The organism is Paraburkholderia sp. BL27I4N3 (assembly GCF_003386115.1).
Taxonomy (GTDB): domain Bacteria; phylum Pseudomonadota; class Gammaproteobacteria; order Burkholderiales; family Burkholderiaceae; genus Paraburkholderia.
In genome coordinates this window covers 5723482-5738407 of the sequence record NZ_QREJ01000001.1, presented here as the reverse complement: position 1 = coordinate 5738407, position 14926 = coordinate 5723482, and the positions used below count along the sequence as shown (strand labels likewise).

Genomic DNA, 14926 nt, shown 5'->3' with positions numbered 1-14926 from the left:
AGGAGACACTTCATGTTCAAACCTCTACGTCACACCGGCAGCGCGGCGCTGTGCGTCGCGTTGCTCGCGATCAGTTGCGCCGCGTCCGCCGCGGACCTGAAAAGCGGGCTGAAAATCGCATTCGTGCCCAAGCAGATCAACAACCCCTACGAGGTGATCGCCGACGATGGCGGCATGGCCGCGATCAAGGAGTTCAAGGGCGTGGGCAAGGCGGTGGGGCCGTCGGACGCGGGCGCTTCGTCGCAGGTGCAATACATCAACACGCTGATTACGCAGCGGCAGGACGCGATCGTGATTGCCGCCAACGACGCCAACGCGGTCGTGCCGTATCTGAAGAAGGCGATGTCGCAAGGCATCAAGGTGGTGACCTTCGACTCGGACACGGCGCCCGAGGGCCGTCAACTGTTCGTCAACCAGGCGAACGCGGAAGGGATCGGCCGTGGCCAGGTGCAACTGGTCGCGAAGCTGATGGGCGGCGAGGGCGAGTTCGCGGTGCTGTCGGCCACGCCCAACGCAACCAATCAGAACACCTGGATCAAGTGGATGCAGGAGGAGCTGAAAAAGCCCGAGTATTCGAAGATCAAACTCGTGAAGATCGCTTACGGTAACGACGACGATCAGAAGTCGTTCACGGAAACGCAGGGCCTGTTGCAGGCGTATCCGAATCTGAAGGCGATCGTCGCGCCGACCACGGTGGGGATTGCGGCTGCCGCGCGTTATATCTCGACTTCGTCGAGTAAAGGCAAGGTGGCGGTGACCGGTCTCGGCACGCCGAACCAGATGCGCGCGTTCGTGAAAAACGGCACCGTGAAGGCGTTCCAGTTGTGGGATCCGGGTCAACTCGGCTACCTGGCTGCGTATGCTGCGGCAGCGCTGGCGTCGGGCACGATCAGCGGCAAGGAAGGCGAGTCGTTCGAGGCCGGCAAGCTCGGCAAACGCACCATCGGGCCGCAAGGCGAAATCATTCTCGGACCGCCGACCACGTTCGATTCGAGCAATATCGATAACTTCAATTTCTGAGCGGCGATGCTTTGCCGCGCGGAGGTCGCACGGCTGACGTGATCGCCAAGGCATGATGCACGAGGCGCGCGGCCGATGCATGGCTCACGCGCCTTGTGCTTTTCATTTGCAACGCGCCCTGAATGGCGTCATGCCTGCTGCACACACATTCACGTTTTTTGCGTGAAGTGTGATGGTCTTTGCGGTGCCTTTGTATTTGCAGACGAGATAGGGGTCGATCTGGTCGATGTCCCAGCGATCCACACGGCCAGCGCGTACGGGTGCAAGACTCGCCATCTGGTCCGGCGGACCATCGTACAAAGCCGCGTTGTTCAGGGCATGCCGCACGCCGGAATCGAGCACGCTAACCGGACAAGCGACCGGCGCTGCCAACGCGGCGCCGCTTGCCCATGCATAGAGGAGCACACAAAGCGCTTTACTCGACCACATAGAATTGATCCCCGTCGTTTGCTTTAACTCCGTGTCCGTTCCTGAAGCGGATGGTTCGTTCGTGAACGGGCTGCGCCGTATGCCCATTCCACTGATCCAGAACCTGGATGCCGGCTGCGTTGCGGCCGAGATAAATGGCTGCATGGCTGCGCCCGTCAGTGTGGTTTCCGTACCTGCCGTTAGGGTCGAATGTCGCGATAACCGTTCCTGGACTAATCAGATTCGCCGTTCTTGCTTTCTCTCCCTGATGCCACGACGAGGAAGGTGGAACGGAAACGACAGCGTGCACGAATGCCACACATTGCCCGTTGCCGACAAGGTGTCCTTTTAGAGAATTTGCTTCGGTCATGTTTGCTAGGCAAGACATCCCTTAACCTTTATCAATCATGTGGTTTGGACATGAGTGCACACCTCCCTGTGTGGACCCACGTTCACGGCGGGTGCGGTGAACGGATCAAACGTAGCATTGCGTTAGCCGTAACTGATTGGGGAAAATTCCGCTTTGCAGGTGGCAGAAGTCGGAAACCTAGCGTCAGGCGCGTTGCGTCATTAACGGAGCCGACAGCTTGCCGACCATGCACGGAGCGCGCGGGACATTAGCGCAGTTCAAATTTTGGCAAGCGAAAGCTTCAGAAGCGCTGCTGAATACCCGCGGTAACACCTGCCTGCGTATCCGCCGTGCCGGTCAGATCGCGCGACACACTCACTGGGTTGCCGTGCTTCGCCATCGCATAGCCACCCGCCAGATACAGCGACGTGCGTTTCGACAGGGCGTACTGTGCGCGCAGCGAGAACAGCGTCGGATCGGCATCGCTCGCGTCCTTGATGTTCTGGTGATAGATCGCGGCGGTCAGCGTGAGCATTGGCGTTGCCTCGTACTGGCCGCCGATCCAGTACATGTCGCTCCGTAGCGCCGGCGCGGCGATATGGAACGCACGCCGGTAGCTTCGATAGCCGGCCATCGCCTTGACCTGGCCGAAGTCATAGCTGACACCTGCGTGCATGCCCTGAATGTAGTCAGTGGTGTCCGCCGGCGTGACGCTGCCGCTTGCGCCGTTCTGCCGGTCGAAAGTGACGACCGCGGCGAACGGCCCGTTTTCGTAGCCGAGACCGAAATCATATTTGGCACTCGTCTTCATGCTGCCGGGCACGTTGCCGAACCCATACATTGCACCGAACTTGAAGCCGGAAAACGTGCCGTCGTAACGCACTGCGTTGGACGAACGCACGAATATGAGGTCTCGGCGGCCGCCCGTCGCGGTCGACGAGATAACCCACGAATAGTTTGGCGCGTAGCCCATCGGGTCGAACGGCAGGACGTAGTCGAACGTGGTGGTGAAATTGCGGCCGAGCGTGACTTGCCCGAAACGGTTTTTCAGGCCGATGAACGCGCGGCGGGCGAAGATCGCACCGGGGCCATCATCGAACTGACCGTTCATGGTGTTGATGCCGCTCTCCAGCTGAAACAGCGCTTTCAATCCGCCGCCGAGTTCCTCGACGCCGCGCAAACCCCAGCGCGAAGTGTTCCTCGCGCCCGGCACGAGACGCACGGCGTCGCCGCCGGGGCTGGCATGGTTCACGTATTCGATGCCCGCGTCGACGATACCGTAAATAGTCACGCTCGACTGCGCCTGTGCGCCCCCGGCGGCAAAACCGGCGAATCCGGCGCAGGTCACGCTGAAAGTCGCTTTCTTCATGTTCAAGTTCATCACCCGTCTCCTTCGGTTGGCTTTTTTGCTTCGGTCCGGTTGCGGCGCGCGCTCAACTCGCCTGTGCGAACGCCCAGCAGTCGTTGGCGGGGAATTCGATCCAGTGCCGGCCGGCCGCGCGCGGCACGTGGCCGAAGGCGCGCAGCCGCAAGCCGCCGCAATGGAACAGGTATTCCCAGCGGTCGCCGAGATACATCGACGTGACGAGTTCGGCTTCGAGCCGGTTCGCACCGGGACCGTCGGCGACCTGCACGCGTTCGAGGCGAATCACGGCATGCGCATGCTGTCCGGCGGTCAGCGCTTCGCGCGCTTGCGCCTGCAGTTCCCAGCCGTCGCCGGCAAGCGTCACGCGGTCGCCGTCAACCGCGGCCACGCATGCCTCGATGCGGTTGTTGCTGCCCATGAATTCGGCGGTGTAGAGCGAGCGGGGAGCGCCGTACAGTTCGGCGGGCGTGCCTTCCTGTTCGATGCGGCCGTTGCGCAGCAGAAGGATGCGATCGGACATGGCCATCGCTTCGGTCTGGTCGTGCGTCACGCACAACGCAGAAAGGCCCAATGACACGATCAGTTCACGCAACCACGCGCGCGCTTCTTCGCGCAGCTTGGCGTCGAGATTGGAGAGCGGTTCGTCGAGCAGAATCACCGGCGGGTTGTAGACGAGCGCCCGCGCAACCGCCACGCGCTGTTGCTGACCGCCTGAGAGCTGATAGGGATAACGCGCGGCAAGGTGGCCAAGGCCGAGCTGGTCGAGCGCGGCCTGCACGCGCCTTTTCTGTTCGGCGCCGACGACGCGCCGCAGCTTCAATCCATAGCCGACGTTCTCGGCCACCGTGCGATGCGGCCACAGCGCATACGACTGGAACACGAGTCCGAGCGAGCGCTGCTCGACCGGCAGATCGACACGCATGGCGTCGTCGAAAAACGCCTTGCCGTCCAGTTCGATGCGACCCGCCGACGGTTGTTCGAGTCCGGCCACCGCGCGCAGCAGCGTGGTCTTGCCGCTGCCCGACGCGCCCAGCAGGCAGACCACCTCGCCGGGGTTCAGTTCGAACGACACGCCGTTGAGAATCGGGTTGTCGCCGTAGCTGAGAAAGAGATTGTCGACCTTGAGCTTATCCATGCAATTTCACTCCGAAGCGCAGCGCGACGCCGAGCCCGGCGCCGACCATCGCGATGTTGATGACAGAAAGCGCCGCGACCTGATCGACCGCACCGGTCGCCCACAGCGACACCAGCAGCGCGCCGATCACTTCGGTGCCGGGAGAAAGCAGATAGACCGCGGTCGAATACTCGCGCTCGAAGATCATGAAGATCAGCAGCCACGCCGCGAGCAAACCGAAGCGCACGAGCGGCAGCGTCACATCGAGACTCACGCGTGCACGCGTGCCGCCGGCGCTGCGTCCCGCTTCTTCGAGCTCGGGGCCGACCTGCAACAGCGCGCTCTGAATCAGACGCATGCCGTAGGCGAGCCACACGACCGTGTACGCGATCCAGATGCTCCACATGGAGTTCTTCAGTTCCTTCAGGCCGGGCACGAAGAGAAAGATCCACAGGAAGGCGAGACCGGCGAGCAGCCCCGGCACCGCGCGCGGCAACAGCACGAGGTAATCGAGCAGACGCGTGGCCCAGTCGTTGCGGCGATGGCCGGCAAATGCCACCAGCGAATAGAAGCCCACCGCCAGTGCACCGCCGATCACGCCGATGCCGAGCGTGTTCAGAATCGCGCGCACCAGGGTGTCCTGCTCGAACAGTTCGACGAAGTTGGCGAGCGTGAGAACGTCGCCGAGATGCACGCCTTGTCCCCAGTTGGTGACGAACGCGCGCAACGTGATGCCGGAGATCGGCACGAACACCGTCAGAAGCAGCCACAGCGCGACGATCGCGAGTGCGATCCAGCGCCATGCGCCGAGCGGCAGTACGGTCTGACGTCCGGCTTTGCCCTTGACTGTGACGAATCGATTCGCACTCTTGAGCAGACGGCGTTGCAGCAGCACGAGCGGGAACGTGATCGCGACGATGCACATCGCGACCGCGGCCATCAGGTGATACGAGGGAATGCCGAGTTTGTTGGTGAGCTTGTAGAGATACGTGGCCAGCACGAGGTGCCCTTCGGGATCGCCGAGCACGAGCGGCAGGCCGAACACTTCGAAGCCGAGGAAGAACACCAGCACGCCGGCGAACAGCAGCGCGGGCAGCGTCATCGGCAGGCTGACGTCGAGCGCGACGCGAAACGGCCGCGCGCCAGCGACACGCGCCGCTTCCTCGACGTCCGAGCCGAGATTACGCAACGCCGCCGACGAATACAGGTACACGTGCGGCACATGCGTGAGGCCGACGATCACCGTGATGGCGAATACCGAGTACACGGTCCACGGCGCTTCGGCGGTGCCGAACAGCTCCATCCACCAGACCGAGTAAAAGCCGACCGGGCCGGCCGCGACCACATAGCCGAACGCGAGCACCATCGGCGAGACGAACACCGGTGTGAGCAGCAGCGGTTCGAGCCAGCGGCGGCCGGGCAGGTCGGTGCGCACCATCAGGAACGCGAGAATGCCGCCGAGCGGAATCGAGATGAACAGCATTCCGGCAGCGATGACAAATGAGTTTTTCAGTGCCGACCAGAAGTCCGGGTCGCTGAAAATGAATTCGAAACCGCTGAGGCCGAAGGCGCGCTTGGCGTCGAAGAATGGTGCGTTCAGCACGCTCTGCAACAGGATGAAGCCGAGCGGCAGCGCCACCGCCACGGTTAGAACCGCGATGACGAGCCAACGCAGCAGCCCCATGAACGGCTGAAGTGCGCCGGGCGGTATCGCACCGTTGGAGCGGCCGTTTGCCGCGTGCGGTAGCGCGGCGCGGTGTCCGGTTGCGCTGGTGGAAGGCATGAGGATCCCCCTGCGGCACACTGGCCGCATATCGACAGGTCTGGAAAGAAGGGCCGCCGCGCGTGTCAGCGCGGCCGCTCGGGCGTCAAACGCGAACGGCTAGCGCCTGATGGACTGTTGCCACTGCTTGAGGAATTCGAGGCGCTTCGACTGATCGAGATAGACCAGCAGTTCCGCGCCGATAGGGACTGGTTTAAGCGAGTCGCCGAGTTGCTTGGTGAGGGCCGCCATCGACGTTTCGCCTTCCACGTCGGCGCGAATCGAGAACAGACCCGCCTGATTCGCCAACAGCGTCTGGCCGCGTCGCGAGAGCAGATAGTCGACCCATAGCTTTGCGGCGTTCGGGCTTTGCGCTTTCTTCGAAATCGTCACGAGCCGGCTCGCCACCAGCGTGTAATCCTTCGGGTAGACATAACCGATAGAGGGATCTTTCTTCGCCTTGATGACCGCGTACGAGCCGAGAATGTTGTAGCCGATCAGGTTCTCGCCGGAGGAGATGCGCTCCATCATCGCGCCCGTGCTCGATTGCAGCTTCGGGCCGGTGGCGCCCATGGCCTTGACCAGATCCCACGTGACCTGCGGGTTGACGCGTACGTCCTGGGTCAGATAGTTGAAGCCGACGCCGGACTTTTCGATGTCGTAAGTGGTGACGCGGCCTTTGAACCTGTCAGGTTTGTCTTGCAGCAGTTTGATCAGATCGGCGCGCGTTTGCGGCACCTCGCCGGCCGGCATGAGGCGTTTGTTGTAGACGATCGCGAGCGGCTCGTACGTGGTGCCGTACGCCTGCTTCTGGTACTGCGCCCACTGCGGCAACTGCTTCGCTTCGGGGGATTCGTAAGTGGTCATCAGGCCGTCGTTGACGAGCTTGATCTGCAGGTCCATGGCCGAACTCCACAGCACATCGGCACTCACGCTGCTGGCCGCGTTTTCGCTGATGTAGCGGTTGTACAGCTCGGTGGTGTTCATGTCGTTGTATTCGACTTTGACGCCGTAGAGGCTTTCAAAATCCTTGATGAGCGGACGTACCAGCGCGGTGTCCGTGACCGAATAGACGATCAGCTTGCCTTCCTTTTTCGCGCCGTCGACCGTGGCCTGGTAGTCAGTGGGATAACCGGGTGGAATGGCCGACCACGCTGAATTCGTTGCGAATGCGACAGCGACAGCCAGGGCCTTGAAGTTGATTTGCACGTCGTCCTCCAGATATCTCGATGTTGGTTTTGTGTAGGCGAATGAATACAGTCCGATCCTGTCCCGCCTGGTCACCGACGCGCTGACCAGCGACACCGACAGTCGACTACCCGTGCTGATACTGAGCGCGCGCATGGTCTCGATCTGAGCGCCGACGACTGTTTTCGCCACACCATTCTCTCTCACGGAAATGGATGCGCGCGCACGTGTGCTACTACGTCGCAGCCGTGGCGATATCGATGTCGAGAAGGATAGGGTGCCTAACGATCGTAGGCGAAGGGGCATTGAAGGCAGCTGAATCGCGCTGTGCAGCAGGCGGGGCGCATCGCGGCCGTTGCTCTTGCATTCGCGGCTCGATGCGGACAACGGCTATTGACTCAAGCGTGTGGCGCTGCTGCTGCATAAGGTCGCACGCGGCGTGACGCTCCACCGCTTGCGGGTGATGCGCTCGCCTGGTATCAATCCCGGTTTCGAGCTGGACGTGCGGGGCGACGTGACAGGCCGGATCGATCTGCTGGCGGAACGGAGCGGCTAGCTGGGCGATTACGCCATACGGCGTCATTCAGCCGCTTGACTACTCGATCACTCAACCGGTCAACCACTCAGCGGTGAATCGGAAAGCGCTGTGCATAAGCAGTGGGTGACGTATCTTCGCGCCACGTTTCGCCGTCGATCAAGACCTGAGAGGCGCCTTTTTCCGGCAAGGCCACGTTCACAGCGACGGCCGCCTCGCGATACAGCTGCGTCTGGTTGATCCGCGCGGCGATGTCCGCATAATCCGCACGCGCGTCGATCATGCCCCATCGTTCGAATTGCGTGAGAAACCACGCACCTTCGAATGCATGCGGGTAGTTGACCGCGCCATTGTCGAAGAAGCGTATGGGCAAACCGCCCGGCGATGAAGCGGCAATCTGGTCGCCCAAACGTGCCGCGATCAACGCTTCATCAATGCCGACATATTCGGGCCGCGCAAGCCAGCGTGCGATTTCCTCGCGGCGTCCCGCGCCGTCGAGCCAGCGGCATGCTTCGAGCATGGTCTGCACGAGAGCGCGCGCGGCATTCGGATTCGCGCTGACAAAATCGCGGCGGCACGCCAGCACCTTGTCGGGATGATCCGGCCACACGTCGCTCGTATAAGCCATCGTTCTGCCGACACCTTGCGCTTCTGCCTGCGCGTTCCAGGGCTCGCCGACACAGAGGCCGTCGAGCTTGTCTTCGGCGAGCGCGGCGACCATTTGCGGCGGCGGAATCGCCACGCTCTCGATCTCGCGCAACGGATCCACGCCTTGCGACGCGAGCCAGTAGTACAGCCACATCGCATGCGTGCCGGTCGGGAAGGTTTGCGCGAAGACGGGTTTGCGGCCGAGCGTGGCGAGCGCCCTGGGTAGTGTGCCATGTTCGGCGAGCGCATCGGCGAGACGGTTCGACAGTGTGATGGCCTGGCCGTTGCGGTTGAGCACCATCAGCACCGCCATCTCGGTTTGCGGTCCGCCGAGGCCGAGCTGCACGCCGTAGACGAGTCCGTAGAGCGCATGGGCCGCATCCAGATCGCCCGACAACAGTTTGTCGCGCACGGCGGCCCATGAAGGCTGGCGCGACAGCTCCAGCGTCAGGCCGTGCGCATGGCCGAATTCGAGCAGCTTGGCGGCGACGAGCGGCGCGGCGTCCGAAAGCGCCACGAAACCGAGCCGCACATGAGTTTTCTCGAGCTGTCCCGATGTGGACGTGGTGGCGAGTGAAGTAGGAGAGTTCATGGACGGCGCTTCATTTGAGCGAGTCAGCCGCCGCGACAATGGCGCGCGCGATCTCGGCGAGTTTGACGCCCTGGTTCATCGCGCGTTTGCGCAGGCTGGCGTAGGCGGCGTGTTCGGTGATTTTCTGCTGATCCATCAGGATGCGTTTGGCCCGATCGATCAGCTTGCGCTCGGCGAGTTCGTTCTCGACTTGCGCGAGACGTTCGCGCAACTGCGATTCCTGCGCAAAACGCGCGAGCGCGACTTCGAGGATCGGCGCGAGACGCTCGGTCGCAAGACCTTCGACGAGATAGGCCGTGACGCCCGCGCCAACGGCGTCGCGAATCAATTGCTGGTTGGCGTCGTGGCTGAACATCAGCACCGGACGCGGCGCGGTGGCGTTCATCACGGCAAGCTGTTCGAGCGTGTCGCGCGACGGCGATTCGGTATCGATGATGATGACGTCCGGCCGCTCGCTCTGCACCACGCGATGCAGCGCCTGCGGCGTCGCGGTGCCCGCCAGCATCTCGTAGCCGAGGCGGGCAAGGGCGTCGCGAAGGTCGCCGATGGGCTTATCGGTGTCGGTTACGAGGAGAACGCGCAGCATGGAGTGGGGTTTTATCGACGGCTAGCGTTGTATAAAGCAACGGCTATGCCAATCGATACGCGCGAAGGTGAAACGAAAGCAGGCACGGACTTAGCGACCGCCTGGACCGCCGCGGCTGCACCTGCGTGGGGCGCGTCCGGCCGACGCACCGAAGCGGCGCATGGCGGCGTCGCTCATTTCATCTACGCCAGGCGCTGTAACTGCGGGGCGAGAACAGAAAACCGACGGCGATCATTGCGACGACGCAGCCGGCCAGCATGATCCACGCGCCGCCGAAGCTCCCGCTCCAACCTCGCACGAGGCCGGCCACGACCGGCGCGATAGCCGCCACGATGAAGCCGACGCCCTGCGTGAACGCGATCAGCTTGCCGGCCACACGATGGTCGGCCGAATGATCCATGGCGGTCACGAGCGTCAGCGAAAAAGTCCCGCCGAGGCCCGCGCCTGCCACGCCGACCCATAGCAAGGTTGCGGCGTCGGGCCAGACGATCAAGCCAAGCAACCCGTCAGTTGCGCGGTCAGGCCGAGCGTGAGCCACGGCCGGCGATCGCGGAACGACGCCGCGGCGAGCGGCAGCAACAGGGCCGCGGCGGCCTGGAACACCGTCATGCCTGCCAGCAGCGACCCGCTTGCCGCGACGCTCACGCCGCGTTGCTGGTAAAACGCCGGCAGCCACGCGACCAGACTCGTATAGCCGCCGTTGACGATGCCGAAGTAGAGGCCGAGCGTCCACGCGCGCCGCGTGCGCCATAGCGAAAGGGGGACGGCATGCGTGGACGCAGCGTGGGCGGCGGCGCCGTTCGACGGGGACTGCCGGTTCAATGCCCACCAGCACAGCAGCGCGACGCAAGCCGGAAGCGCCCACACCGCGAGCCCCGCATGCCATGACTGCGCCGCGCGACTCACCCACGGACTCAAACTCGCGCCCAGGCCGCCGCCGCCCATGATCGACGCGGAGAACACGCCCATCGCGAGCGGCACGCGCGCATGAAAGCGCTGCTTCATCACGGCGGGCAGGAGCGCCTGAATCGCCGCGACGCCCACGCCCGCGAGCAACGCCGTGGCGAGCAGCGCCGCGCCGGTCGACGCGGTCCACCGCGCCGCGCAAGCCAGCGCGATGGCCAGCAAGCCGAGCGCGACACCGCGCGTTTCGCCGATCGTGCGGGACAACGCGCCCGCACCGAATGCACCGATGCCCATCGCGACGACCGGCAGGCTGGTCAGCAACGACGCGCCGTAGAAGCTGAGACCGGTTGCGGCGCGGATCGTCGTCATCAAAGGGCTGATGGAGGTGAGTAGCGGACGCAGATTGATGCCGATCACGACGATCGCGGCGAGCCAAACGACGTCCTGCCACCTTAGTGCCGCGGTGGCGTGGTGAGCGGGAGCGTGGGTTGGGCTGGCGCTGGAAGGCGGAATCACTATGGTCCTGGTGGAGAGGGATGGGCGGCGTGAAAGAACCATGCGAGGCGCTGTTTTGGTCAACCATAATATCAAAAAATGGTTAACCATTTTCGTGATGCCAGGTATAACGCGAGACGCTTTTGCGGACGCTCGCCGCGCTCCCTTCTATCCGGATAGCAACTGCAAATACCCCGCGAAGAACTGGGTGGCTTCGCCGACGAGTGCAGCAAAGCTTCGTCCAGGAGACGTTCGGCATGGTGTACAACCGCTGTCCGCGTCAGCGCGTCAATGGATGTTGTGCACACAAACGCCGCAAGCACGAGGCCGACTAAAGTATTCGTGTTGTCTTGGCTGGCGACTTTCCACGGGCAGGATATGCTGTCGGTTGTCAGCAAAATCACGACGCACGATGAAAACCAGTTTGAAAGGCGGCCTTGTCTATTCCACCGATGGCGGGCGCATGTGTCCCGAATGCAGCCGGCCGCTCGCGCAGTGTGTTTGCAAGACGGTCGCCAGAACACGAGCGGCAGGTGACGGCGTGGTGCGAGTGTCTCGCGAGACCAAGGGCCGAGGCGGGAAAAGCGTGACGCTCGTGAAGGGGCTCGCGCTCGATCCTGTTGCTTTGGCCTTGCTAGGCAAGCAGTTACGCACGGCCTGCGGTTCTGGCGGTACGGTCAAGGATGGCGTGATCGAAGTGCAGGGCGATCATTGCGAACGGGTGATCGAGGCGCTAAAAAAGTCCGGCCATCAGGCGAAGCGGGCTGGGGGTTGAGCTCAACGCTTGAACGTCCCGCTGCAAAGCGGCTTTCTCCAGCGCCAATCACGTCTTGTTCCTCCACCCCTATCCCAATCGCAAGACCCGTGCGAAACAGACTCGACGCCGCGCGCGGGATCGGCGAGGCCAGGCCGCGTCGCTGAAAATTCGGCGTAAGCTGAGCGCTTGACCGGAGGGTGACGTCGAAGACAAATCCGCGAACCGGGCTCGGTCAACTCGCGTTCGTCTCTTGCATAAGGAGGAAAGCGATGCGGACGATGAAGGCAGTGCAGGTGGCAAAGGCTGGCGGACCCCTGGAGCTCGTCGAAAGGGACGTGCCGGAACCGGGTGCCGGCCAGGTACTCATCAAGATCCAGGCCTGCGGTATCTGCCACAGTGACGTATTGACTAAGGAAGGGCAGTGGCCGGGCCTCGAATATCCGCGGGTGCCTGGGCACGAGATTGCGGGCGTCATCGATACCGTCGGCGCGGGCGTTGAAGGATGGACGGCGGGACAGCGCGTCGGCGTCGGCTGGCACGGCGGACATTGCGGACGGTGCGAGCATTGCCGTCGAGGCGATTTCGTTCTGTGTCAGCGCGCACTCGTGCCCGGCATCAGCTACGACGGCGGCTACGCCGAGTTCATGGTGGCCCCGGTCGAAGCGCTGGCGCGCATTCCGGATGATCTTTCCGATGTGGATGCCGCACCGCTTCTGTGTGCCGGCATCACGACATTCAACGCGCTGCGCAACAGCGGCGCGCGCGCCGGGGATGTAGTCGCCGTGCTGGGCATTGGCGGACTCGGTCACCTCGGCGTGCAGTTCGCGCGAAAGATGGGATTTGTCACGGTAGCGATCGCGCGCGGGCAGGACAAGGCAAGCCTCGCGAAAGAGCTGGGCGCTCATCACTACATCGACAGCACGAAGGCGGACGTCGCACAAGCGCTGCAGGCGTTGGGCGGCGCTCGCGTCATTCTTGCAACCGTCACCAGCGGCAAGGCAATGAGCGCCGTGGTGGGCGGGTTGGGATTGAACGGCAAGCTGATCATGGTCGGGCTCTCCGAGGAGCCGGTGGAGGTGCCGATCGCGCAGTTCATCATGGGGCGCAATTCGGTGCAAGGCTGGCCGTCGGGCACCTCAGCGGATTCTCAGGACACGCTCGCCTTCAGCGCGCTATCGGGCATCAAGCCGATGATCGAAGAATTCCCGCTAACCAAAGCCGCCGACGCCTACGACCGGATGATGAGCGGTGCTGCACGGTTCAGGGTTGTGCTCAACACGAGTCAATAAAAGCGCGACTGACGGGCGGAGCCGCTGCCGCTAGAATGCCTGCCGACATCGCTCCGTTCCCGACTACTGAATTCATGGCTCCCCGTCCCCGCCGTTCGTCGCCTGCCGACACCGAAACGCCCATTCAAGCCGCAAGCGACGACGACGCGATCAGCGTCGAAGAGCGCATTTATGCGTCCATCACCGCGGCGTTGTTGCAAGGACGCTTGCGGCCGGGCGCGCAACTCGTCGAACGCGATCTCGCCGGCGCGTTCGGCTGCACGCGCGGCGCGCTGCGCAAGGTGCTGGCGCGGTTAGGCTTCGAGGGCAAGCTCGTGCTGGAGGCGAATCGCGGGGCGTTCGTGCCGTCGCCGTCGGAAGAGGACATTCGCCAGGTGTATCGCGCGCGGCAGATCGTCGAGGCGGGCATCGTCGCGGCTTTGTGCGGCGCCTTGAGCGCGCCGCACAAGCGGCGCCTGCGCGCGCACGTGCGCAGCGAGGAGAAGGCAATGAGAGCGGGCGCGGTCGAAGAATCCGTGCGCCTTGCCGGCCAGTTTCATGTGCTGCTGACAGAGCTGGCCGGCGGCACGGAATTGCTCGGGCTGGTCGGGCAACTGGTCGCCAAGACCGAGCTGTACAAAGCGCTCTTCGACCCGTCAAAGGGCTCGACCTGCTCCGTGGATGAACACACGCAAATCATCGACGCACTCGACGCGGGCGAGCTCGACCTTGCCCTGTCGGCGATGCGCGAACATCTGGCGGAACTGGAAGAGCGGGTGATCGAGCAGGTGCGCAAAAGCGCCGCCGAAGAAAATCTCGGGGCGGTGTTCGGGCTTTAAGCGTGCGTATGGAGGAGGCGAGACGGCTGCGAAACGCCTGCTGGCAGTGGAAAGCGCCAGTGCTTGAGAAATCCGGGCAAAACCCGGCTGCGACAAAGCGATGCCGCAGCGCGCCGCTCAGGCTCGAGTGATTGGATCAGCGAGTCAAGCCGGAGAAGGCGCGCGAATGGCTTCGCGTACAACTCAATCGCAATGGATCACGCCAGGACCGTGCGGGGCGCGGTCAGCGTGCCGCCAAGCCTTAACGGCGACGGAATTGCGTGTTGCGAGCACCGCCGCCACCGGTGGCGCGCTCGTCTTTGTGACGGAAATTGATCCGGCCTTTGGTCAGATCGTAGACCGACAGTTCCAGCGTCACGCGGTCGCCCGCGAGAATACGGATGTGGTTCTTGCGCATGCGTCCGGACGCGTAAGCGCCTACCACGACGCCGTTGTCGAGCGTCACGCGGTAACGGCTGTCCGGAAGTACTTCGTCGACGATACCGTCAAGTTCAAGCAGTTCTTCTTTCGCCATGCATAACTCCTGGTCGATGGGATAAGGGGTGTTGGTCGCCCACGCCGGGCAGCACAACATCAGATGGGGGCAAAAGCGGGCTTTTCGAGCCCGCCGTACTGCGGTATCGGCCTATGTGCCGATAGTACCGCTCAAAGATCGGCGACGGACTGGCCGTCTACACGGCCGTCGATCAATTGTTCAGCGTGGGCCATGCACGCAATGCGCGCCTTGCCCGTGCCGTCGAACGGAAACAGGTACTGCAGACGGAACACACGCCCGTCGGCCGCCGCATTGGCGCCCACGCGGCAGATGCGCACCGACGCGTCGTAGCCGGCGTCCGGATTGCGGCTCGCCTGACCGTCCGCCGGGCGGCGCGGATAGACGAGCGGGTGAATTTCGTAACCCTTGTACGTCTTGACAACTGAATTCATGAAACACGTGTCCTGTAATACGTGGCCGACGTGTCACGCGTGTTACGCGCGGCACGACAGGCCGGGCAGCGCTGCACCTTGGGGCGCGCCGCCATGGAAAAAGGTTGGCACAGGCCCGATGGCAAGGGCTTGAGCGCGACCGCGCAAAAATCGCGGGTTCGATGGA

At 63.3% G+C, this 14926-nt stretch carries 17 protein-coding genes; 5 read left to right on the top strand and 12 right to left on the bottom strand.

All coding sequences use genetic code 11. The features are described from left to right. Positions 1-12: 12 nt before the first annotated feature. Entirely contained in the window at positions 13-1020 is a 1008-nt protein-coding gene (gene rhaS / locus B0G71_RS26105; RefSeq protein WP_106277554.1) for a rhamnose ABC transporter substrate-binding protein, read from the top strand. Between the two features lie 102 nt (positions 1021-1122). Here the strand turns inward: rhaS and B0G71_RS26100 are convergent, their stop codons facing one another. The 6 genes from B0G71_RS26100 to B0G71_RS26075 form a co-directional block, all read right to left on the bottom strand. Then, positions 1123-1449: an STY0301 family protein gene (locus B0G71_RS26100; protein WP_116145328.1), complete on the bottom strand. Its 327-nt coding sequence runs from the start codon at positions 1447-1449 to the stop codon at positions 1123-1125. After that, complete coding sequence (locus tag B0G71_RS26095) at positions 1436-1798, bottom strand: BPSL0067 family protein (protein WP_241974775.1); 363 nt, start codon at positions 1796-1798, stop codon at positions 1436-1438. Before B0G71_RS26095 ends, B0G71_RS26100 begins: the two co-directional genes overlap by 14 nt. 280 nt (positions 1799-2078) lie before the next feature. Beyond that, the gene (locus B0G71_RS26090; protein WP_116145324.1) at positions 2079-3158 is read right to left on the bottom strand and encodes a porin; all 1080 of its coding nucleotides are present in this window, start codon (positions 3156-3158) and stop codon (positions 2079-2081) included. Between the two features lie 52 nt (positions 3159-3210). Then, entirely contained in the window at positions 3211-4278 is a 1068-nt protein-coding gene (locus B0G71_RS26085; protein ID WP_116145323.1) for an ABC transporter ATP-binding protein, read from the bottom strand. Then, positions 4271-6040, bottom strand: a complete 1770-nt coding sequence (locus B0G71_RS26080) for an iron ABC transporter permease (protein ID WP_116145321.1) — start codon at positions 6038-6040, stop codon at positions 4271-4273. Before B0G71_RS26080 ends, B0G71_RS26085 begins: the two co-directional genes overlap by 8 nt. Before the next feature lie 99 nt (positions 6041-6139). Beyond that, positions 6140-7228 (bottom strand): ABC transporter substrate-binding protein, encoded by a 1089-nt coding sequence (locus B0G71_RS26075; protein WP_116148897.1) that lies wholly within the window; start codon positions 7226-7228, stop codon positions 6140-6142. A 385-nt stretch (positions 7229-7613) separates the two neighbouring features. On the opposite strand from B0G71_RS26075, the gene B0G71_RS41475 reads away from it, so the two are divergent. After that, positions 7614-7763 carry a hypothetical protein gene (locus B0G71_RS41475; protein ID WP_158608182.1) on the top strand — a complete coding sequence of 50 codons (150 nt, stop codon included), beginning with the start codon at positions 7614-7616 and terminating at the stop codon, positions 7761-7763. 67 nt (positions 7764-7830) lie between these two features. Here B0G71_RS41475 and B0G71_RS26070 read toward each other — a convergent pair whose 3' ends face one another. From B0G71_RS26070 to B0G71_RS26060, 4 genes are all read right to left on the bottom strand, one after another. Continuing rightward, positions 7831-8982, bottom strand: coding sequence for a CmpA/NrtA family ABC transporter substrate-binding protein (locus B0G71_RS26070; RefSeq protein WP_116145319.1), 1152 nt, complete (start codon positions 8980-8982; stop codon positions 7831-7833). Between the two features lie 10 nt (positions 8983-8992). After that, complete coding sequence (locus B0G71_RS26065; protein WP_106277564.1) at positions 8993-9568, bottom strand: ANTAR domain-containing response regulator; 576 nt, start codon at positions 9566-9568, stop codon at positions 8993-8995. Between the two features lie 178 nt (positions 9569-9746). Next, positions 9747-10061, bottom strand: coding sequence for a hypothetical protein (locus tag B0G71_RS42530; protein ID WP_309546269.1), 315 nt, complete (start codon positions 10059-10061; stop codon positions 9747-9749). Then, positions 10058-10990 carry an MFS transporter gene (locus B0G71_RS26060; RefSeq protein WP_309546268.1) on the bottom strand — a complete coding sequence of 311 codons (933 nt, stop codon included), beginning with the start codon at positions 10988-10990 and terminating at the stop codon, positions 10058-10060. Before B0G71_RS26060 ends, B0G71_RS42530 begins: the two co-directional genes overlap by 4 nt. A gap of 391 nt (positions 10991-11381) precedes the next feature. On the opposite strand from B0G71_RS26060, the gene B0G71_RS26055 reads away from it, so the two are divergent. The 3 genes from B0G71_RS26055 (at position 11382) to B0G71_RS26045 (ending at position 13833) form a co-directional block, all read left to right on the top strand. Continuing rightward, positions 11382-11744: a translation initiation factor Sui1 gene (locus tag B0G71_RS26055; RefSeq protein ID WP_116145317.1), complete on the top strand. Its 363-nt coding sequence runs from the start codon at positions 11382-11384 to the stop codon at positions 11742-11744. 251 nt (positions 11745-11995) lie between these two features. Next, positions 11996-13015 (top strand): alcohol dehydrogenase, encoded by a 1020-nt coding sequence (locus B0G71_RS26050; protein ID WP_116145315.1) that lies wholly within the window; start codon positions 11996-11998, stop codon positions 13013-13015. A 74-nt stretch (positions 13016-13089) separates the two neighbouring features. After that, positions 13090-13833: a GntR family transcriptional regulator gene (locus B0G71_RS26045; protein ID WP_116148895.1), complete on the top strand. Its 744-nt coding sequence runs from the start codon at positions 13090-13092 to the stop codon at positions 13831-13833. Positions 13834-14074: 241 nt separating this feature from the next. Here B0G71_RS26045 and infA read toward each other — a convergent pair whose 3' ends face one another. Continuing rightward, the gene (gene infA, locus B0G71_RS26040; RefSeq protein ID WP_012427521.1) at positions 14075-14347 is read right to left on the bottom strand and encodes a translation initiation factor IF-1; all 273 of its coding nucleotides are present in this window, start codon (positions 14345-14347) and stop codon (positions 14075-14077) included. Between the two features lie 131 nt (positions 14348-14478). Continuing rightward, complete coding sequence (locus tag B0G71_RS26035) at positions 14479-14760, bottom strand: hypothetical protein (RefSeq protein WP_106277569.1); 282 nt, start codon at positions 14758-14760, stop codon at positions 14479-14481. Between the last annotated feature and the right edge of the window lie 166 nt (positions 14761-14926).

Bases quoted from the DNA above. Each gene is read 5' to 3' on its own strand.
- rhaS (WP_106277554.1), top strand. From the start codon at position 13: ATGTTCAAACCTCTACGTCACACCGGCAGCGCGGCGCTGTGCGTCGCG.
- B0G71_RS26100 (WP_116145328.1), bottom strand. From the start codon at position 1,449: ATGTGGTCGAGTAAAGCGCTTTGTGTGCTCCTCTATGCATGGGCAAGC.
- B0G71_RS26095 (WP_241974775.1), bottom strand. From the start codon at position 1,798: ATGACCGAAGCAAATTCTCTAAAAGGACACCTTGTCGGCAACGGGCAA.
- B0G71_RS26090 (WP_116145324.1), bottom strand. From the start codon at position 3,158: ATGAACTTGAACATGAAGAAAGCGACTTTCAGCGTGACCTGCGCCGGA.
- B0G71_RS26085 (WP_116145323.1), bottom strand. From the start codon at position 4,278: ATGGATAAGCTCAAGGTCGACAATCTCTTTCTCAGCTACGGCGACAAC.
- B0G71_RS26080 (WP_116145321.1), bottom strand. From the start codon at position 6,040: ATGCCTTCCACCAGCGCAACCGGACACCGCGCCGCGCTACCGCACGCG.
- B0G71_RS26070 (WP_116145319.1), bottom strand. From the start codon at position 8,982: ATGAACTCTCCTACTTCACTCGCCACCACGTCCACATCGGGACAGCTC.
- B0G71_RS26065 (WP_106277564.1), bottom strand. From the start codon at position 9,568: ATGCTGCGCGTTCTCCTCGTAACCGACACCGATAAGCCCATCGGCGAC.
- B0G71_RS26055 (WP_116145317.1), top strand. From the start codon at position 11,382: ATGAAAACCAGTTTGAAAGGCGGCCTTGTCTATTCCACCGATGGCGGG.
- B0G71_RS26050 (WP_116145315.1), top strand. From the start codon at position 11,996: ATGCGGACGATGAAGGCAGTGCAGGTGGCAAAGGCTGGCGGACCCCTG.
- B0G71_RS26045 (WP_116148895.1), top strand. From the start codon at position 13,090: ATGGCTCCCCGTCCCCGCCGTTCGTCGCCTGCCGACACCGAAACGCCC.
- infA (WP_012427521.1), bottom strand. From the start codon at position 14,347: ATGGCGAAAGAAGAACTGCTTGAACTTGACGGTATCGTCGACGAAGTA.
- B0G71_RS26035 (WP_106277569.1), bottom strand. From the start codon at position 14,760: ATGAATTCAGTTGTCAAGACGTACAAGGGTTACGAAATTCACCCGCTC.